The sequence below is a fragment of the Chryseobacterium sp. KMC2 genome, from assembly GCF_016756935.1.
GTDB lineage: Bacteria > Bacteroidota > Bacteroidia > Flavobacteriales > Weeksellaceae > Chryseobacterium > Chryseobacterium rhizosphaerae.
The window spans coordinates 135814-156022 of sequence record NZ_JAESIT010000002.1; the positions used below are offsets into that span (position 1 = coordinate 135814).

The 20209-nt window shown below is 34.9% G+C and carries 16 protein-coding genes and 1 pseudogene; 16 read left to right on the forward strand and 1 reads right to left on the reverse strand.

Annotation, left to right across the window (positions count from 1 at the left end; translation table 11 throughout):
* Positions 1–842 precede the first annotated feature (842 nt).
* The 16 genes and pseudogenes from JML65_RS03100 (at position 843) to JML65_RS03175 (ending at position 19413) form a co-directional block, all read left to right on the forward strand.
* On the forward strand, positions 843–2756 hold the full coding sequence (locus JML65_RS03100; protein ID WP_202269872.1) for a nucleoside-diphosphate sugar epimerase/dehydratase: 1914 nt from the start codon (positions 843–845) through the stop codon (positions 2754–2756).
* Between the two features lie 240 nt (positions 2757–2996).
* A complete protein-coding gene (locus JML65_RS03105; protein WP_047485952.1) occupies positions 2997–3785 on the forward strand; it encodes a polysaccharide biosynthesis/export family protein in 789 nt (262 codons plus the stop codon).
* 2 nt (positions 3786–3787) lie between these two features.
* Positions 3788–6124 (forward strand): GumC family protein, encoded by a 2337-nt coding sequence (locus JML65_RS03110; protein ID WP_202269873.1) that lies wholly within the window; start codon positions 3788–3790, stop codon positions 6122–6124.
* 2 nt (positions 6125–6126) lie between these two features.
* Complete coding sequence (locus JML65_RS03115) at positions 6127–7095, forward strand: SDR family oxidoreductase (protein WP_202269874.1); 969 nt, start codon at positions 6127–6129, stop codon at positions 7093–7095.
* Between the two features lie 21 nt (positions 7096–7116).
* On the forward strand, positions 7117–8409 hold the full coding sequence (locus JML65_RS03120; RefSeq protein ID WP_084087623.1) for a nucleotide sugar dehydrogenase: 1293 nt from the start codon (positions 7117–7119) through the stop codon (positions 8407–8409).
* A gap of 173 nt (positions 8410–8582) precedes the next feature.
* A complete protein-coding gene (locus JML65_RS03125; RefSeq protein WP_202269875.1) occupies positions 8583–10058 on the forward strand; it encodes an oligosaccharide flippase family protein in 1476 nt (491 codons plus the stop codon).
* Positions 10040–10606 carry an acyltransferase gene (locus tag JML65_RS03130; RefSeq protein ID WP_047485900.1) on the forward strand — a complete coding sequence of 189 codons (567 nt, stop codon included), beginning with the start codon at positions 10040–10042 and terminating at the stop codon, positions 10604–10606. Before JML65_RS03125 ends, JML65_RS03130 begins: the two co-directional genes overlap by 19 nt.
* On the forward strand, positions 10590–11693 hold the full coding sequence (locus tag JML65_RS03135) for a polysaccharide pyruvyl transferase family protein (RefSeq protein WP_202269876.1): 1104 nt from the start codon (positions 10590–10592) through the stop codon (positions 11691–11693). The genes JML65_RS03130 and JML65_RS03135 overlap by 17 nt, the downstream gene beginning before the upstream one ends.
* A 1-nt stretch (position 11694) precedes the next feature.
* Positions 11695–12549 (forward strand): glycosyltransferase family 2 protein, encoded by an 855-nt coding sequence (locus JML65_RS03140; protein ID WP_202269877.1) that lies wholly within the window; start codon positions 11695–11697, stop codon positions 12547–12549.
* Positions 12546–13607 (forward strand): right-handed parallel beta-helix repeat-containing protein, encoded by a 1062-nt coding sequence (locus JML65_RS03145; RefSeq protein WP_047485895.1) that lies wholly within the window; start codon positions 12546–12548, stop codon positions 13605–13607. Before JML65_RS03140 ends, JML65_RS03145 begins: the two co-directional genes overlap by 4 nt.
* 3 nt (positions 13608–13610) lie before the next feature.
* Positions 13611–14801 (forward strand): hypothetical protein, encoded by a 1191-nt coding sequence (locus tag JML65_RS03150; RefSeq protein WP_202269878.1) that lies wholly within the window; start codon positions 13611–13613, stop codon positions 14799–14801.
* Positions 14798–15853 (forward strand): glycosyltransferase family 4 protein, encoded by a 1056-nt coding sequence (locus JML65_RS03155; RefSeq protein ID WP_202269879.1) that lies wholly within the window; start codon positions 14798–14800, stop codon positions 15851–15853. The genes JML65_RS03150 and JML65_RS03155 overlap by 4 nt, the downstream gene beginning before the upstream one ends.
* Before the next feature lie 64 nt (positions 15854–15917).
* Positions 15918–17009: a glycosyltransferase family 4 protein gene (locus JML65_RS03160; RefSeq protein ID WP_202269880.1), complete on the forward strand. Its 1092-nt coding sequence runs from the start codon at positions 15918–15920 to the stop codon at positions 17007–17009.
* Positions 17010–17013: 4 nt separating this feature from the next.
* Positions 17014–17619 carry a sugar transferase gene (locus JML65_RS03165; protein WP_047486321.1) on the forward strand — a complete coding sequence of 202 codons (606 nt, stop codon included), beginning with the start codon at positions 17014–17016 and terminating at the stop codon, positions 17617–17619.
* Between the two features lie 18 nt (positions 17620–17637).
* Positions 17638–18198 (forward strand): annotated as a pseudogene (locus JML65_RS03170) (acetyltransferase); the annotation flags it as partial.
* Between the two features lie 54 nt (positions 18199–18252).
* Positions 18253–19413 (forward strand): aminotransferase class I/II-fold pyridoxal phosphate-dependent enzyme, encoded by a 1161-nt coding sequence (locus tag JML65_RS03175; protein ID WP_202270003.1) that lies wholly within the window; start codon positions 18253–18255, stop codon positions 19411–19413.
* A 122-nt stretch (positions 19414–19535) separates the two neighbouring features.
* Here JML65_RS03175 and JML65_RS03180 read toward each other — a convergent pair whose 3' ends face one another.
* Positions 19536–20153, reverse strand: a complete 618-nt coding sequence (locus JML65_RS03180; protein ID WP_228450367.1) for a Crp/Fnr family transcriptional regulator — start codon at positions 20151–20153, stop codon at positions 19536–19538.
* Positions 20154–20209 lie beyond the last annotated feature (56 nt).

The following is a 20209-nucleotide window of genomic DNA, read 5'->3' on the forward strand; positions in this document are numbered from 1 at the left end:
TAATGTATTAATGTCAATTTTGGTGACGATCAAATGTAGAATAAAAATATATTCACACCCTTTATTTTTTTTATAAATTTAAGTTTTAACCCATACTACTTATATACTACACTTACCTTAATCGCCTTCTACTACAAGTGTATTTATTGGTTTGAAAAAACTAAAGCATGATGTGATTTTTAAGAAAAGCATTATTGGAAAAACTTAAATAATATCTCTGGACGGAGAATTGAGTGGCAAAAAATAGTTTAACAGATCTTACATTATAATTTCCTGAACAAAATTGATTGTATAAAATTTTTTTTGTGTGCCAAAATTCATACAAATAGACCCGAGAAAATATCAAATTTGTTTTTTTAATTTTTTTTTAAGCTTTATTTAAGCTTCGTTTAATTTTTATTGTTAAATAAGTAAATTGATTAGGTCGTTTTTAATAAATGGCAAATTTTATTCATTATTAAATTATAATTTCTCCTACGAATTGTGAATAATTAAGTTTTCAAACTTGTGTGAATCTTAAAAAAAGTTTTCATAGAATAAAAATTTAGAAGTGGTGTTTTTCTAGTGTTTTAGGTTGTTTTCGTGATTTTAAAGACAAGATATGTCTACTTTTTTTAACATTTTTTTTAGAGTTTCCGAAAATTTGTTAATTTTTTAAAATACTAAAAGCATATATGATTCAGTTTAAAGTATATAGTTGTTTTTTTATTTTTTTATGAACAAAAATTGATCTATGGTATTGAATATGTAAATAATAATTTGTTACATTTGCTTTGAAAAAAAAAGACACCAAATGTTGAATTAAATAAAGTTTTAATGCTTTTTAGTTCTATTTTTTTAATATGGGGAATGTTTTCAGGATCAAAGAGTTAAGGTATTTACCTAGATGGCTGGTTTTTTTTATTGATATTTCGATTTTTTCTTTTTCAATTTTAATTTCATATCTGTTCTTAAAAAGCCTTCAGGTAAAGATTAATTTTATTGAATATTTCAATGAAAAGATTTTTGTGATTATTGGGATCAATATTTTCTTTATGTTTTTGTTCAAAACATATGCGGGAATTATAAGATACTCAACTTTTTTTGACTTCTTTAAAATTGTATGGGCTTCAGGTAGTACTCTTATCGTTCTGCTTGGATTAAATTTTATATCAGAACTTATACTGGGTAAACCAGTGTACCTGTATCCTGTTCTTTTTTTGTTTTTCTTTATTTCTACTTTTCTGATGTTCTTTTTCAGAATGGTAACCAAGCAGCTTTTTAGAATGTTTAGGGATTCTAAGAAAGATCCATGTAAAATAAGAATTGCTGTTATAGGTGTAGAAGGTGAATCTGTATCATTAGCGAATGCTATTATTCATAATCCGGGTCATGCGTATCAGTTAGCGGGATTTCTTAGTGCCAGACCAGACTCTAAAAAAGCAATGTTACTTGGACACAAGATTTATAATAAGCAGAACCTTCTTAGGAATGATCATTGGGTAAGTCAGTTTGATGCGATTTTAATCAATGAAACAATGCCCAGACCCAAGATGGAAGATTGGACGGCTTTAGCATTAGATAAAGGATTGAAAATATTAAAGGCCCCAAATGTCAATCACACGAAAGAGGAAGGTATTATTGGGGGAATTCGTCCTCTTCAGATTGAAGATTTATTAGACCGTGCACCGATAAAAATAGAAAGTGAAGAGGTGAAAAGCCGTCATTATAATAAAAGTATTTTGGTTACCGGTGGAGCCGGGTCTATTGGAAGTGAAATTGTAAGACAGGTTGCTCAGCTGGATTCATCACTTATTGTCGTTGTGGATCAGGCAGAATCACCTTTGCATGAACTGAAGCTTGAATTGTTGGAAAGGTTTCCCAATCAAAAATTCAAGTTTGTGCTGGCAGATATTTCCAACCTTTACAGACTGGAAAAGCTATTTGAAGATTACAGTTTTTCAATAGTTTATCACGCTGCAGCATACAAGCATGTTCCTTTGATAGAAGATAATCCGCACGAAGCTATTTTTGTAAATATTGGAGGAACTAAAAACTTAGCGTTGTTATCCAGACAATATAATGTTGATCGTTTTGTGATGGTATCTACAGATAAGGCTGTGAACCCTACCAATGTAATGGGGGCTTCTAAAAGAGCTGCTGAGCTTTTTGTGCAGTCTTTGCAAGATTCTTCGGATAATACAACCAAATTTATTACCACGCGTTTTGGAAATGTACTGGGTTCTAATGGTTCTGTCATCCCGCATTTCAGAAAGCAAATTGAAAAGGGAGGCCCGGTTACCATTACCCATCCGGATATTATTCGCTATTTTATGACCATTCCTGAGGCTTGTGAATTGGTGCTTCAAGCAGGAACAATGGGGAATGGAGGAGAAATTTATGTTTTTGATATGGGGAAACCTATTAAAATTCTGGATCTGGCAAAAAGGATGATCAAATTGTCAGGATACACTCCGGATGTTGATATTAAGATTGATTTTATTGGTTTAAGACCCGGTGAAAAACTATATGAAGAGCTCTTAACAGATAACTCTACTACTATTCCTACCCATCATGAGAAAATCATGATATCAAAAGATCCGGTGATGGAGTTTGAAGACATAGAAATTTTATGTAAACAGATTATGAGGTCGGCGATAAAAAAAGATGGGTTACAGGTTGTCAAGATTTTGAAGATCATTGTGCCGGAATTTATAAGTAACAATTCAGAATTTGAAATTTTAGATAAAACACCGGAATATGAAGTCTATCAGTAACATAGTGTAAAAAATATATAAATAACAAAAAAATAAGTAATTATTTTTGCTAAATTATCTTAATCGGAACGAAAATTGCATCGAGAAGAATTAATCTAAAAACAACATAATACATTAAAAATTTTCACAAAAAAGTGAAACTAATAATCATGTATTGAAATACGTATCACGCTCCAATTATAGTATAAACATAGATTCTAAATAAAATTGAGCGTTAACACCAATAGACTAAAAAAATATATGAAGAGAACTATTATTACGTATCTGGTACTGTTGTCGGTTACTTTGTTATCATGTAAGCCGAAACAAAATATGGTATACATGTCAAGGCATAATATGGAAGAAGAAGTTACCAAAGCAAAATTCCAGGGATTACACATCCAGGAAGGAGATGTTCTTCTGATTCTTGTAGCTGCACTTGATGAAACAGCTGTAAAGCCCTTCAACCTTAATACGATAAATAAAGTAGGTAGTGAAGGAAATACCGGAATCAATCAATATGTACAGCCTAGTGAATATCTAGTAAATGAGGAAGGATATATATCTTTTCCGGTATTAGGAAATGTATATACTAAAGGAATGACTCAGATACAACTAAAACAGGAGTTGGAATCACGTCTGAAGAGATATCTTACAGATCCAATGGTATCTATTACTCTGAAAAATTTTAATGTAAGCGTTTTGGGGGAAGTGAAAAATCCCGGACAGAAAGAAAGTGTTTCACAAAAGATTAATGTCTTTCAGGCATTGGGTCTTGCGGGAGATATGACCGATTATGGAGATCGTACGAATGTGAAGCTTATCCGTACCGGAGATGATGGAGTAGACCAGATCGTGAACGTTGATCTTAGCAGATCTGATATTGTAAATTCACCGTACTACTATATGAAGCAAAACGACATATTATATGTACAGCCGGATAAAAACAAACAGGTTCAGGCCAATACTAACCCGAACAGAGCTCTTACCTTCCAGATTATTGGTGCATTATTAACGGCAGGTACGCTTATTATTGCTTTAACACGATAGATATGCAGCAGATGGAATTTCAGCCAAAAGAAGAAAAATTTAATATTAAAAAGACTATTTCTAAATACCTTTACAAATGGCCGTGGTTTATTGCCTCTGTTTTGTTATTTGTAATAGGTGCTTATATTTACCTTAGATATAGTGTACCTCAATATCAGTCGAAAACGACTCTCAAATTTGATAAAAAACAAAATGACCTTTCCTCAGCTTTGTCTGATCTTAATAATCTCGGAATTGGTCTGGGAAATGCGGATGAACTGAAAAGTGAGGCTGCAGTAGTGAATTCACGACCGATACTCGTGCAGGTAGTTGAAAATCTTAATCTCAATGTTGAATATTTCAATGCCGGAGAATTTAAAGATTCGCAGCTGTTTACCAAAGCTCCTATAACAGCAAAAATATTAACTTATACTAAAGAGAAGTTTGTGTCCTCCGCTTATACCTTAACTGATATAAAGGGAGACCAGTTTACACTTCATGACCAAAAGAAAAAAGAAATTGTGGGGAAATTCAATATTCCTGTACAATTGGATTTTGGAACAGCAATATTTCAAAGAAATTCTTCTGTAGCCATTAAGTCAGAATATAAAATTATTTTTTGGAACCCTATTGAAAAAGTAAAAAAACTTGAAAAAACAGTACGCGTAAGTCTACCGGAAGAAAAGGCCATGCTGATGGAAATCAGCCTAATCGGATCTCTTCCTGAAAAGTCAGAGGCTATTCTTAATGAAGTGACGAAACAGTATAATCTGGACGGTCAGAGAGATAAAAACCTGCAGGCTCAGAATACTCAGGAGTTTATTGACAAAAGACTTGAGGTTATTACGAAGGATCTTTCGGGAGTAGAAAATCAGAAAGAAGATTTCCAAAACCGTAATAATATTGTTGATATACAGGCTCAGGCCGAATTGGCACTTCAAAACACAAGTGATAATACCAAAGCTCTTCTTCTTCAGCAGACACAGCTTGATCTTCTGAATTCTCTTACAGCAGAGGCTTCGAAAGGTAACAGTCAGCTTATGCCATCCAATTTAGGATTAAGCCCTTCATTGGAGCAATCGATTGCTCAGTATAATTCTCTTCTTATCAGCAGAAATAAAACCCTTAAACAGGCAACCAATGAAAACCCTGCGGTAATAGAAATGAACAGAGAGATTGCAGCTTTAAAAGATATAATCCGGGATAATATTCGTGAGCAGAAAGTAAGTGTACAGGCGGGGATTTCCCAATTACAGAATCAGATTGCGACAAGCAAGAGTACGATAGAAAAGGTTCCGGGCCAATCTAAAATTTATAGAGGGATAGAGCGTCAGCAGAATCTTAAAGAACAGTTGTTTTTATTCCTTCTGCAAAAGAGAGAGGAAAATGCAATCAACCTATCAGTGAATGTACCGAAAGCCAAAATAGTGAATCCTGCATTTACTGAGGAAATTCCAGTTTTTCCTAAGAAAAATATTATCCTGTTAGGGGCATTTTTTCTGGGATTATTAATTCCTTTTGCCATTTTCTATTTACTGTTTAGTTTGGATGATAAGATTTATTCAAGAGATGACATTAAAGAACGTTCCGGATTAGGGGTATTGGTTGATATACCTTCACTTAAAGATAACGAAAACCACTTGGTGCAGAAGAACGACTTTACAGAGTTGGCAGAAGCCTTCAGGGTACTTGTTTCCAATCTTAAATTTGTTTTACCGGTAAAAGACTCAGCCAAAATAATTATGGTAACCTCTTCGGTAAAAGGGGAAGGAAAAACACTGGTGTCTGTAAATCTTGCTCTTACGCTAGCCAACAAAAACGGAAGAGGTCTTCTGATTGGTTCGGATATCCGTAACCCTCAGATCCAGCGTTATGACAGCGAACCTACTAAAAGAAAAGGTCTTACAGAGTATCTGTATGATGATTCAGTGAATGTAGATGAGCTTATCCATACGTCCACGACCAATCCTTTCTGTGATGTCATTTACGCAGGAGCTATTCCTCCGAATCCACAGGAACTGCTTTCCAATGGAAGATACCAAAAACTTATTGAGCAGATGGCTTCTCAGTATGCATATATAGTTATAGATTCTGCACCACTTATGTTGGTTTCAGATACCCTTAGTATTGCGGATACAGCCGATGCCACACTTTATGTAGTGAGATCTGCGGTATCCAAAAATATCCTGATAGATTTTGCTAATGATCTGGTAAGAGACTCAAAATTGACTAATGTATCTTTTGTAGTGAATGATGTTTCTAAACGTGCAGGAGGATATGGATATAATTATAGTTATGGGTATGGCTACAGCCAGACCAAGGATAAAAAAAGTTGGTTCAAAAAAATTTTTAAATCATAGAAATGTATAAAATTTTAATTACAGGGGGAGCTGGTTTTATTGGTTCTAACTTGACAGAGTATTTTTTAAATAAAGGATATGATGTGGTCTGCTTGGATAATTTTGCAACAGGACACCGTCATAATGTTGAGCCTTTTCTTAAAAACCCAAACTATAAGCTCATTGAAGGAGATATACGTGATTTGGAAGTTTGCCGGAAGGCAGTAGAAAATGTAGACTATATATTACACCAGGCAGCATTAGGTTCTGTGCCAAGATCAATTAAAGATCCTATTACAAGTAACGATGTTAATGTTTCAGGTTTTTTAAATATGCTGGTTGCAGCGCGTGATGCCAATGTGAAACGTTTTGTATATGCTGCTTCATCATCCACATATGGTGATTCTGCATCATTACCCAAAGTGGAAGATGTAATCGGAAGACCATTATCACCATACGCCATTACTAAATATGTAAATGAATTGTATGCTGATGTATTTGGAAAAACTTATGGAATGCAGTGTATAGGGTTAAGGTATTTCAATGTATTTGGAAGAAGACAAGACCCGAACGGAGCTTATGCCGCAGTGATACCATTATTTGTAAAACAGCTGATCAACCATGAATCCCCTACAATTAATGGTACAGGAGATTATTCACGTGATTTTACTTATATCGATAATGTGATTCAGATGAATGAACGGGCGATGCTTACAGATAATCCGGAAGCAGTGAATACGGTTTATAATACAGCCGTAGGAGACCGCACCACCTTGAATGATTTAATTGGATACCTTAAAAAATATCTAAGTGAATTCGATGAGAAAATTGCTGAAGTGGAAGTGAACTATGGTCCGAACCGTGTAGGAGATATCCCACACTCATTAGCATCAGTTGAAAAAGCAGAAAAACTATTAGGATACCAGCCTACCCATACAATAGATAAGGGATTAAAAGAAGCTATTAGCTGGTATTGGGAAAATTTAAAATAAACAACTTTAAATCGAGTCTTTGTGGAAAAACAATATAAAATTGCCGTTATCGGATTAGGATACGTAGGTTTACCTTTAGCACGCTTATTTGCAACCCAATATCCGGTTGTAGGTTTCGATATCAATCAGAAAAGGATTGAGGAATTAAATACAGGGGTAGACAGTACTTTAGAAGTAGAAAATGAAGTATTAAAAGCTATATTAAAAAAAGAAAACCCTTTTGATCAGACTGCTGGAACAGGATTGTACTGTTCTGCTGACATCAAGGATATTCAGGATGCCAACATCTATATTGTGACGGTACCAACACCGGTAGATAAACATAATCGTCCTGACCTTACACCGCTATATAAGTCTTCAGAAACTGTAGCAAAGGTATTGTCGAAAGGAGATATTGTAATCTATGAATCTACTGTTTATCCAGGTGCTACTGAAGAAGAATGTATTCCTGTTCTTGAAAAGGTTTCAGGACTGAAGTTTAATCAGGATTTCTTTGCAGGATATTCTCCTGAGCGTATTAATCCTGGAGATAAAGAGCATACTGTAGAAAAAATATTAAAAGTTACTTCAGGTTCAACACCGGAAATAGGAAAGGTCGTAGATTCTTTATATAAATCTGTGATCGTTGCAGGTACCCATCTGGCTCCTACCATTAAGATTGCCGAAGCCGCCAAAGTCATAGAAAACTCACAGAGAGATATTAATATCGCGTTTGTGAATGAACTGGCAAAAATTTTCAACCTTTTAGAGATTGATACTCACGCTGTATTAGAAGCAGCAGGTACCAAATGGAACTTTTTACCTTTCAAACCGGGATTGGTAGGCGGTCACTGCATTGGAGTTGATCCTTATTACCTGGCGCAGAAAGCACAGGAAAATGGATATCACCCTGAAATTATACTGGCAGGACGTCGTCTTAATGATTCTATGGGTCAGTATGTAGCTTCTCAGTTGGTGAAAACCATGATCAAAAAGAAGCTTAATATTAATGGTGCCAGAATTTTAAACCTGGGAATTACATTTAAAGAAAACTGTCCGGATGTACGTAATACCAAGGCGGTAGATGTTATTCAAGGGCTTGAAGATTATGCTTTACAGGTAACAACTTACGACCCATGGGCTAGCCCTGCTGAAGTGGAGCACGAATATGGTTTGAGCATTGTAAACGAAATTCCACAGGAAAAATACGATGGAATTATTCTTACCGTAGCACATGAGCAGTTCAAAGGCCTGAATTTGAAAAATTACTTAAAAGAGGACGGGGTGATCTTTGATGTGAAAGGAATCCTGGAGGAATGTGATTCAAGACTATAGAATACTAAGTACAAAACTGTAGCTAGCCTGCAGTTTTTGTAAAGGACGGTTTACCACTGTCATTTAAAAAAATAACATCATTGAATGCCTTGGGCATTTTAGGAAAACCGTTTTGATAATAGAACAATTGTAAATGAAACTATGAAGTTGAATTTAGGAAAAATAAAAATAATATGTTGGTAGCTTCCATAAAATCTAAATTATCCAAATCAGACTTCCTGAAGAAGTTGGTTTTCGGTACTTTTTGGATGACCTTCGGATCACTGATGTCACGGGGATTATTTTCCTTGGCTTCCATTGTATTGGCCAGGATTTTAACCGTTTCAGAATATGGTGAGTTTGGAATGATAAAATCAACAATAGATAATTTTCTGATTTTTGCTTCCTTAGGAATAGGCTTAACGGCTACTAAATATATTTCTGAGCTTAAAGATGAAGATAAAAGTGAAGCATCTTCCATGCTGGGGGCATCTTTATCATTGGTTGTAGCATTGAGTAGTATTGTCGCATTGATCATTGTATTGCTCTCTGGATTTATAGCAACTCATTTTCTGAACAACCAGCATTTGCAGGTTCCTTTGATGATTGGTGGTTTTACTTTGATTTTTATTTCTCTAAACGGAACACAAATGGGAGCCTTATTAGGCTTTCAGGCTTATAAGAAAAATTCCACGGCTAATATACTTCAGGGACTGTTCCTGTTTCTGGGCTTAGTTATTGGAGGGTATTTTGGAGGAGTTACGGGAGCTTTACTGGGTAACCTGATCGGGATCTTTCTGGTATCTGCAGTATTACAGAAACTATTGGGGGATGAGAGTAAGAATCAGCAGGTCACAGTGAGTTTCAAAAACTGGAAGAAAAGTGTTAAGAAAATATACAAATTTGCTATTCCAGCTTCTCTCAGCACAATTATTGTGGCACCTACCATTTGGTTTTTAAATACCCTGCTGGTTAACCAGCCCAATGGATATAAAGAATTAGGGCTGTATAGTGCTGTAATTATTTTCTCTACAGCCATTCAGATGTTCAACGGGGCGATAAGCAATGTCTTGCTGCCCATGTTTTTATCAAAATCGGAATCAAAGACCCCTAAAAAAGAATTTTTTAATTATTTCGGATCATGGATTATTTCGATTATAATCTCCATTCCGTTTATATTATTTCCAGAGATCGCTTCGGCTATTTTGGGTAAAAAATTTGATATCCATCAGATTGTCCCGATTTTGGGAATGTCTATTATTACCACACTTATTATTACAAACAGAGCGGGTGTTTCAAGAGACCTTATCATTAAGAATAAAATGTGGCTTAGTGTATTCAGTATGGGGCAGTGGGCTGTTACAAACCTTATTATTTTCTATTTCCTGAGACAATATGGGGCAATGGGCTTTGCTTTTTCCTATATGATTTCTTATATCATTAATTATATCATTTTTGTACCCTTTTTTATCTACAAAAAATTATCTCCACCGGTCATATTCTACAGCAAATGGAATATCCTTTTATGGCTATTGCTGTTAGGCCTGGTATTTATAAATGTTCAGTTGTATAGTTTATTACTGATCAGAGTAATTGTTTCTGTCTTATTAGTAGTATCCATCTTATTCTCAATTTTTAAACTTTATAAAGAATGTTTGCGAAAATTATAAAATTATACTGGCGGTTAACCTGTGCCAAAACGGTAAAGGGAATAAAGGAAAGAGGGGAGAATGCCGTTGTTTCTTATCCTATTATCATCACAAAACCGGAGAAACTGCACTTGGGAAACAATGTGTATATCGGTCCTGATGCATGGATATCGACCTATGGTAAAGTAACTATAATGGATGGTACCATCATAGGGCCAAGATTAAAGATCTATACAGGGAATCATAACTATGATAGTGATACACTACTACCTTATGATGAAGTTACAATTGCAAAGAATGTTGTTATAAAAGAAAATGTGTGGATTGGTGGTGATGTTACAATTTTACCGGGAATCACCATAGAAGAAGGAGCCATTATTGGAGCCTCTACGGTCGTTACAAAAGATGTTCCGAAGGGTGCAATCGTAGGAGGTAACCCGGGGAAGATTTTGAAGTATAGAGATTTGGAAAAATACGATATGCTGAAAAAGCAGGATAAGATTTATCTGAGAGAAAAAATGAAAACGAATTTAAAGATGGTGGTTAAGAATTATGAAAGCAATATTTAGTGGATATTACGGAGCAAAAAATTCAGGAGATGATGCTTTTGTAGAAGTTTCAGCGTGGGGAAGCAGGAAATACTGGCAATCTACAGAACAGTTGTTTTTTGCAGGAGAACTGCCACAGATTTCAACGCCGGCGGAGCATTATTTTGCCCACAAGAATTACTTAAGCTTCGGCAAAGCAGTAAAAGATATTGTGTTAAGTGATGTTTTTGTTTCAGCTGGAGGATCAACCTTTCATTCGGCATTGAAAAAAACAGATCTGAGAACCTATGCAAAATTGAAAAAAAGCCTGGGATGTAAAGGAAAAACAGGTGCTATAGGAATCTCTTTAGGCCCATTTGTAAATAAAGGGGCAGAAGAAGATACTAAAGAATATTTAAAGACCCTGGATTTTCTGGCATTAAGAGATGATAAATCGTATGAGCAGGCGCTGAGTTATAATTTACCTTATCAGCCTGTAAGAGCTTTTGATTTAGCGGCACTTCTTCCTGAGATTTATAATTTCGACCAGCATACCAGGGAAATTTCCGAAGACTTACCTATTGTGGGAATAAGTGTTTGTAATTACGAATCATACATTAATGGAGATATTAGTAAAGAATTAAATAGAAATGAATTTATATTAAATTTAATTCAACAATTAAGGAAACATAACAATATTATGTTCCGCTTTTTCGTTTTTAATGGAAACTCTGTAATGGGTGACGAAAAGCTCACCCTGGAAATGATAGGGAATCTTAATAAAGATGGAAAACTGAAATATGAGATCGTTCCTTATCAGCCAAAAGTTCAGGACACTTTTGATCGAATCGCTGAGTGCAGTGTAGTTATTTCAACAAGACTACATGCAAGTATTTTTGCGTGCTATAGCAATACACCTTTCTTTTTATTGGAATATCACCGCAAGTGTACCGATTTCTTGAATGATGTAGGCCAGGCGCAAAACTATAGGCTATTGGATGGAAATGTGGATGCGGAATTGATTGTTACCGAAATTGAGAATATTATATTTAAAAAACAGATCCTTGTACCGGGTAATATTAAAGAAACAATACAAAGAGCCCGTTTAAATTTTACGGCAACTTATTAACATGATTACTGTAATAATACCATTATATAACAAGGAGAAAAGTATTCTGGATACGGTGTATTCAGTTTTGAATCAGACCTATAAGGATTTTGAACTGCTTATCATCAACGATGGCTCAAAAGATAACAGCTTGAAGGTGGTGCAAGGCATATCAGATCCCAGAGTAGCGATCATAGACAAACCTAATGGTGGGGTTTCATCTGCGAGGAATGCAGGGATATTGAATGCTAAGAATGAATATTTAGCTTTTTTGGACGGAGATGATATATGGCATCCCGAACATCTGAAGATTTTATCGGCTTCTCTTTCTCAGCTGGATAACGAGACGGTAGGAGGTGTTGGAACTTCTTTTTACAAATCAAATATTAAAGAATTTGATGAGTCAAAATTTAAAGAGGAAAAGCCTGAAATAATAAAAGATTATTTTGATTTTATGTCTTCCCCTGTTTCTCGTTTTAACTCATCAACATTATTAGTTAAAAAGACGAAAGTTCTGAAGACAGGTCTGTTTGATGAAAATCTTAGCTATGGTGAGGATGTGGAATTTTGGTATAGACTGTTTTCTGATTATGCATTAATCTATAACAAAACTATTACAACCATCTACTTTGTAGGGGCAGAAAACAGGAGTGCACACTATGTGATGCCATTGAATAAAAGATTTCATCTGTTTGATTATAAAAATAAAACAGCCTCAGAAAAGAAATACCTGGATAAGTTGGTAGCCTTAATTCTGGTTGATTATTTCGGTCAAAAGGCGTATAAACAGGTTTTATTTATTGCCAAAATGTATTTTGGAAGATTATTTGGTGCATTTGGTTATCTATTTAATATAATAAAAAAGAAAATGAAATGAAGAAGCTTTTAATAGTATCGCTGATTTTTACATGTACCTTATTTATTTTTGGACAGACTAAATATCTGGACTTAACAACGGTTTTGCCTAAAGGATATGTGACAAATGCAACTGTAGATTACACACTGGTTCTGCAGAAAGCGATCAATGACAACGGAGACGTCTTATTTCCTGACTTTCCCGTACTGATTAATGATAATGGGCTTAAATTAAAAAGCAACTGTACCTATAAATTTCAGGCCAATTCTAAACTGATTCTGAAAACATCAGTAAAACCCGGATATAGCCTGTTGGATTGTAACAGCAAGGAAAATATTACCATCCTTAATCCCGTATTGGTGGGAGATAAAAAAACACATGTGGGTACAAAAGGAGAATGGGGCTTCGGAATCAGTATACGCGGTTCTAAAAATATAAGGGTAGAGAATGCTAAGATTTATGATTGCTTTGGTGATGGGATCTACATTGGACAGCTGAATAATAAAATTTCAGATCAAATTGTGATTTTAAATTCATTGGTATCAAACAGCAGAAGAAACGGTCTCTCTATAACATCAGGAACCAATATTAAAATTTCCAACAGTAAGTTTCTGAATTCCTCAGGTAAAGGACCTTCCAGTGGAATAGATATAGAGCCCAATAGCTCTAAGGATGAGCTGAAAGGAATTGTTTTGGAAAATGTTTTTACAGGAGGCAATGAAAACTGGGGATTGCTGCTTAACCTTGTTAATCTCAGAAAAGATAACTCCCTGAATAAGGATATTTCAATAACGATTAATAATTTTTCGGATAGTAAATCAAAATACGGAATGTCTTTCTGGTTAAACAGAAAAAACAATTATTCGAAAAATATCAGCGGAAATATTGTTCTGAATAATATCAGTCTTTATAATAATACTGCGGAGCCTATCAAATATTATGATACAAATGACAATACCATTAACCTATCTGTCAATAATCTGTCGGTAGACTCTAAAAGCTATGATAAACTGGAAAGTAGTGTTCAAAGTTATAAGAAAGACAATAGAATACAATTTAAACAACTGAAATCTAAGTAATTAATGCAGATTTATAAAAAACAAATACATTTTAATGCTCTAAGCGTATTGATGGTTGTCACGGCATTCCTGCTTTTCGTGTTTCCCAATTCGTTTAGACCTGTTAAGCTTGTTTTGTTGCTGTTGATTTTTCTGGTAGGACTAACGAAGGTGCAGACCATTGAAAGAGCAGTTATTTTCTCGGTAGTCTTAAGTATCATTGTCACGATTATTTATCTGATAGTTGGTATTCATCAATCTTTGAATCCTTCGGAAGCACTTAGCCAGGTCTTAATTGTATATATTTTCACCCCTATTTTATGGGTCGTTATCCTAAATTATTGCTTTGAAAAATTTAAGGTAGAAACCATAGTAAAGTACCTCAATATCTATATGGTGCTGGGAGCGGTTTCTGTATTTCTGGCAATTTGGTTATTTATGAATGGAAAGAGAAAGATTCTTGAACTGATTATTGAGGATCCCAACATGACATTTACCAAAAAAGGGATTGTTGAAATGAAGCTTTTCGTATACGGATCTCTTATATTTTTCATTCCTGCTTTTTTACAATTAGAAAAAGTATTTAAAAAGAAGTCCATTTATTTTGTTATCATCCTTACGGTCGTAATCGCTGCTATAGTATCCGGAAGATCAGCATTGCTACTGAGTGTGTTTGTAGGACTGTTTTTTTATGTGATTACCAATTCTTCCGTAAAGCTGGTTAAGTATTTTATTATCGGTTTACTGCTTACAGTTGTGCTGATTTTTATCCTGAACAATTATGGAGTGAATGTATTTAATGTCCTGGAAGGATTTTATGTCAAAATTTTTGAAGGCGGAGATAAGGCCAGGTCAGAACAGACTATAGCACTGATAAAAGGAGTCAATAATAATATTTTTGGGGCAGGTCATGGCGTAGGAGTAGATTACATAAGGAGTAAAAAATTTCCTTGGCGTTACGAAAATGTACCGGTAGCTATTATATACCGGGTGAGCATATTTGGATTTTTAATTTATTCTATTCCTTTTTTATACTCAGTATATAAATATGTATCCATAAAAATAAGAAATCCATACGATCACTACATGTTGGCGGGTATTGTTTCTATGTTGATAGCAACTTTTACAAACCCTTATCTGGAGTCTTTCGAGTTTAATATATTTTATGTTTTACCCTTCATTTATTTTGTAAAAAGAGATAAAGATTTTCAATGAAAAAAATATTGTTTTTTACTAAATATTCCCCTATGGGAGCGAGCAGCAGACTGAGAAGTTTTCAATTTTTCCCCTCTTTGGAGGAAAAGAAATACGTCGTGCATCATTCTTCTCTGTTGGGAGATAAATATTTAGGAGCACTGTACAGGAATGAAAAAACCAAATTTCTGTATCTGTTTCTTGGATATCTAAAGCGGTTGTACACTCTTTTGTCTGTGAAGAAATATGACATAGTTGTTATAGAAAAAGAATTGTTTCCCTATTTACCTGCGTGGGCTGAAACAAGATTGAAAAAAGCAGGGGTTGACTATTTTGTAGATTATGATGATGCTATATTTCATAATTACGACCTGAGTGGTAACCGATTTATAAAGAAGCATTTGTCTGATAAAATAGATCTGGTAATGAAGAACAGTAAATGTGTATTTGCCGGTAATTCTTACCTGGCAAAGAGAGCAGAAATGGCAAAAGCACCCAGAATAATAGTACTGCCTACTGTTATTGATGCTAAGAAATATTATAAGATCAATAATAAAGATGATCAATATTTTACACTGGGATGGATAGGTTCTCCATCTACTTATAAATATATTGAGGAGCTATTTCCGGTGTTTTATGAGTTGAAAAAAGAGTTTCCCAATTTTCGGGTCAATATCATTGGAGCAAAACAAACGGAAGAAACAAAAGATTTTATACACTTTATTCCATGGACAGAAGAATCTGAAGTAGAGGAGATTAATAAATTTGATTTAGGTATTATGCCTCTTCATGAGACTCCTTGGGAACTGGGTAAATGTTCATATAAACTGATCCAGTATATGGGATGTAGTATTGCCGTGTTGGCTTCTCCGGTAGGGATGAATACCGATATTGTTATTCCTGGGTATAATGGGGAACTGGTGAAAGATAAGGACTGGTATTCCGGTATTAAAAAATACATAGAGCATAAAGATAAAACAATCACTCAAGGAAAGAAAGGAAGAGTACTGATTGAGTCCAAATATAATAGGGAACATAATATAAACAAAATACTGACTGAATTTGAAAACTAAACTGATACGCATAACAACGGTACCGATTTCTTTAAAGGTTTTATTGAAGGGACAACATCGATTTATGTCAGAATATTTTGACGTAAAAGGAGTTTCGTCGTCCGGAAAGGAACTGGATGAAGTGAAAAATGATGAAGGAATTGAAGTCATAGCAATTGATATGTCCCGTCAGATCACTCCCATTAAGGATATGAAGTCTTTATGGAGTACTTATAAACTTTTAAAAAAGGAAAAACCAAACATTGTTCACACCCATACACCTAAAGCCGGTATAGTAGGAATGTTGGCGGCAAAATTGGCGGGAGTTCCCCACCGTCTACATACTGTGGCTGGTTTGCCCCTGATGGAAGCAACAGGTACGAAACGTAAAGTACTGGACTTTGTAGAAAGATTGACTTATTCCTCTGCAACAATGGTTTATCCCAATTCAAAAGGATTATATGAATTTATCTTACAAAATAATTATACAGATCAAGACAAATTAAAAGTAATAGGGAATGGTTCTTCGAACGGAATTGATACCACATTCTTTTCGCCCGAACAAATTAGTGATACGCAGAAAGAGCTTTTAAAAAAGGAATTAAATATAGAGGATACAGATTTTGTATTTGTATTTGTAGGACGTTTGGTAGGAGACAAGGGAATAAACGAACTGATCACTGCTTTTTCTCAGATAAGTAAAAATGCAGAATCACCACACCGTTCTAAATTATTATTGGTGGGTCCACTGGAGCAGGAGCTCGATCCACTGCATCCGGATACTTTAAAAGAAATTGAAAATAATCAGGATATCATATCTGTAGGTTTTCAGAAGGATGTTCGTCCTTATTTTGCGATCGCCGATGTATTGACATTTCCAAGTTATCGTGAGGGGTTTCCTAATGTAGTGATGCAGGCAGGAGCAATGGAATTGCCAAGTATTGTTTCTAACATCAATGGATGTAACGAAATTATTATTGAAAACCAGAATGGAGTCATAGTTCCTGTGAAAAATGATGGTCAACTGAAGGAGGCAATGGAGAAAATGATATCGGACAAAAATTATTACCAGCACTTAAAAAAGAATGCACGGTCCATGATTCAGTCCCGCTACGAACAATCAGTGGTTTGGAATGCACTATTAAATGAATATAAAACTCTAATTGAAAAAAAATAATATCATGTATCAATTTTTTTTAAAAAGGGCTATAGATTTTCTGATTGCATTGATAGGGCTTATTTTGCTGGCTCCTGTTTTTATTATTGTTATGGTCTTACTGTATTTCGCAAATCAGGGTAAACCCTTTTTTGTGCAAACAAGACCAGGTCTGAATGAAAAGATGTTCAACATCATTAAGTTTAAGACAATGAATGACAAAAAAGATGAAAAAGGTAATTATCTGCCTGATTCGGAACGTTTAACACCCGTGGGAAGTTTTATACGCCAGACTTCCTTAGATGAGCTTCCACAGCTGATCAATGTATTAAAAGGAGATATGGCATTGATAGGTCCAAGACCTTTGTTGCCACAATATTTGTCTTTGTATAATGAATCTCAGAAGCGCAGACACAATATCCGTCCGGGGATTACAGGATGGGCACAGGTGAATGGGAGAAATGCCATTTCCTGGACCAAAAAATTTGAATTAGACATTTGGTATATCGATCATTTGTCATTTGCAACAGATTGCAAAGTGGTTATCCTTACCTTAAAAAAAGTACTAAAAAAAGAAGGGATAAATCAGGTAGGACAAGCAACAATAGAAGCCTTTAATGGCAGTAATTAATTTTAAAAAGTAGATAGTATGTATTTATATGGAGCAAGTGGTCATGGCAAAGTAGTGGCTGAGGTCGCTGAAGAATGTGGTTATAATATAAAAGCTTACATTGATGAAAATCTGTCTAAGCATAAAATACTAAATTACCCTGTTATTCATGAGATTCCGCCTTTTGATATAGATGTATTTATTTCTATAGGCAATAATAAACTGCGGAAGAAAATAGTCAGTCAAAATGAACAGTTCAATTACGCTACACTCCTTCACCCAAAAGCAATAATCTCTAAAAGATTACAGATAGGGGAAGGAACTATTGTAATGCCCGGTGTTACTATAAATGCGGCAACTGATATAGGAAAACACTGTATTATCAACACCAATGCTTCCGTTGATCACGATTGTATTATCGAAGATTTTGTTCACATTTCACCTAATGCGGCACTTGCAGGAAATGTAATAGTAGGGGAAGGAACCCATATAGGAACAGGTGCTAGTGTCATACAAGGAATAAAAATTGGGGAATGGTGTACCATTGGAGCCGGCGCTGTTATTATTAACGATGTCCCAGCCGGATCTACAGTGGTAGGCAACCCCGGTAAAATTATAAAAAGTAGAAATTTAAAAATCCAGAACAGTAAAAATATGAAATCAAAAATATGGTTATCATCTCCCCATATGGGTGGAAACGAATTAAAATACGTCAAGGAAGCATTTGATTCAAACTGGGTAGCCCCCTTAGGACCAAATGTTGACGGTTTTGAACAAGATTTGGAAATATTCTTGAGTGAAGATGTGAAAATAGCTGCACTTTCTGCAGGAACAGCTGCCCTACATTTGGCATTGATAGAATGTAATGTTAGCCATGGAGATGAAGTGATATGTCAGTCTATGACATTTTCTGCCTCTGCCAATCCAATTGTCTACCTGGGAGCAAATCCCGTTTTTATAGATTCTGAAAAAGATACCTGGAACATGTGTCCCGTAGCTTTACAGGAAGCCATAGAAGATAGAATGGCAAAAGGTAAAAAACCTAAGGCTATTATTGTCGTTAATCTGTATGGAATGCCGGCAAAAATGGATGAAATATTATCAATAGCTAATAAGTACGATATTCCTTTAATTGAAGACGGTGCCGAATCATTAGGCTCCAAATATAAAGGGAAAGCATGTGGTACTTTTGGACGCTTTGGTATTCTTTCATTTAATGGTAATAAAATTATTACAACTTCCGGAGGAGGTGCCCTAGTATGTCATACTGATGAAGATAAGGAAAAAACAGTCTTTCTTTCCACACAGGCCAGAGATAATGCTCCGCATTATCAACACTCTGAAATTGGATATAATTACAGAATGAGTAATATTAGTGCAGGAGTTGGAAGAGGGCAAATGGAAGTGTTAAATGACAGGATAGAAAGCCGTAGAAAAATGCATGATTTTTATTGCGAAATTTGTAAAAATATAGAAGGAGTAAAAGTGTTTTCAGAACCGAATTCCGATTTTTATAGCAATCACTGGCTATCTGTTATTACCATTGACGAAACAAAGACATCAAAGAGCTATGAAGACCTGCGTCTGGCATTTCTGAGCGAAAATATAGAGTCCCGTCCTATCTGGAAACCAATGCATTTACAGCCTATATTTGAAGATGCACCTTACTATGGTGGAAAAGTAGCCGAGGATCTGTTCGGAAAGAGTTTATGTCTGCCATCAGGATCTAATTTATCAGAAGATGATAAAAAGAGAATTGCAAAAGTAATGGTAGAAGTTTTTTCAAATAAAAAAGAATATTCGGTATTATCATAATTCAATCAGCAAATAGTGCTGTTATTTCACCAAATACAATTAAAATACAAAACAACACCAATAGTTTTTTGGTGTTGTTTTTTATAATAGGGAAATTCAATTAAAATAAACCTTGGTACATTCTAATAAAGAATTCTACGTCCGTCAAGCTTTATAATTTCCTCATTGACCATTTTTTTTACGATTCTTATTACTGTTTCCACCCGCAGACCGGTCAGATCGGCAATCTGCTGGCGGGTAAGCTCCACCGGAAAACAATGTTGGCAGTCTCCATCATAGTAACTCTTCAGATACTCCATTAAGCCCTGTAAACGGTGAATAGGATTTTGGGAAGCCATATTCCGAACCATTAAGCTGTTATAATATAATCTTTGTGACAGGCACGCATTCATTTCTAAAGAAAGATCAGGATGTTTTTGTAGCATGTCTATGAAATTAGACTTTGGCATTCTAATAATCTCTACGGCCTCTAAGCTTACCGCATTGGTAGGATAGAGCCTGTCTATAAACAGAAGTGGATCTCCAAAACTTTGATTTTTACCCAGAATATTCTGGATAAATTCTTTTCCATCATCATTAAATGTATTCAGCTTTACCTTACCGCTTATCACCTGGAAATAATACAATGAATGTTCTCCTTCTCTGAAAATAAACTCTTTTGCTTTATATCTTATACTTTCACCACCAAATGAATGAAGAATATTTTCATCAATATTCATACAACTAATCGTTTTTTTCATAACCCTAATTTATTAATCTTATTCTATATTTTATAGTGTAAGTGAGAAAAGCTTTC

Excerpts from the sequence above, each read along its gene's own strand:
- JML65_RS03100 (WP_202269872.1), top strand. The coding sequence starts at position 843 with ATGGGGAATGTTTTCAGGATCAAAGAGTTAAGGTATTTACCTAGATGG.
- JML65_RS03105 (WP_047485952.1), top strand. The coding sequence starts at position 2,997 with ATGAAGAGAACTATTATTACGTATCTGGTACTGTTGTCGGTTACTTTG.
- JML65_RS03110 (WP_202269873.1), top strand. The coding sequence starts at position 3,788 with ATGCAGCAGATGGAATTTCAGCCAAAAGAAGAAAAATTTAATATTAAA.
- JML65_RS03115 (WP_202269874.1), top strand. The coding sequence starts at position 6,127 with ATGTATAAAATTTTAATTACAGGGGGAGCTGGTTTTATTGGTTCTAAC.
- JML65_RS03125 (WP_202269875.1), top strand. The coding sequence starts at position 8,583 with ATGTTGGTAGCTTCCATAAAATCTAAATTATCCAAATCAGACTTCCTG.
- JML65_RS03130 (WP_047485900.1), top strand. The coding sequence starts at position 10,040 with ATGTTTGCGAAAATTATAAAATTATACTGGCGGTTAACCTGTGCCAAA.
- JML65_RS03135 (WP_202269876.1), top strand. The coding sequence starts at position 10,590 with ATGAAAGCAATATTTAGTGGATATTACGGAGCAAAAAATTCAGGAGAT.
- JML65_RS03140 (WP_202269877.1), top strand. The coding sequence starts at position 11,695 with ATGATTACTGTAATAATACCATTATATAACAAGGAGAAAAGTATTCTG.
- JML65_RS03145 (WP_047485895.1), top strand. The coding sequence starts at position 12,546 with ATGAAGAAGCTTTTAATAGTATCGCTGATTTTTACATGTACCTTATTT.
- JML65_RS03150 (WP_202269878.1), top strand. The coding sequence starts at position 13,611 with ATGCAGATTTATAAAAAACAAATACATTTTAATGCTCTAAGCGTATTG.
- JML65_RS03155 (WP_202269879.1), top strand. The coding sequence starts at position 14,798 with ATGAAAAAAATATTGTTTTTTACTAAATATTCCCCTATGGGAGCGAGC.
- JML65_RS03160 (WP_202269880.1), top strand. The coding sequence starts at position 15,918 with ATGTCAGAATATTTTGACGTAAAAGGAGTTTCGTCGTCCGGAAAGGAA.
- JML65_RS03165 (WP_047486321.1), top strand. The coding sequence starts at position 17,014 with ATGTATCAATTTTTTTTAAAAAGGGCTATAGATTTTCTGATTGCATTG.
- JML65_RS03175 (WP_202270003.1), top strand. The coding sequence starts at position 18,253 with ATGAAATCAAAAATATGGTTATCATCTCCCCATATGGGTGGAAACGAA.
- JML65_RS03180 (WP_228450367.1), bottom strand. The coding sequence starts at position 20,153 with ATGAAAAAAACGATTAGTTGTATGAATATTGATGAAAATATTCTTCAT.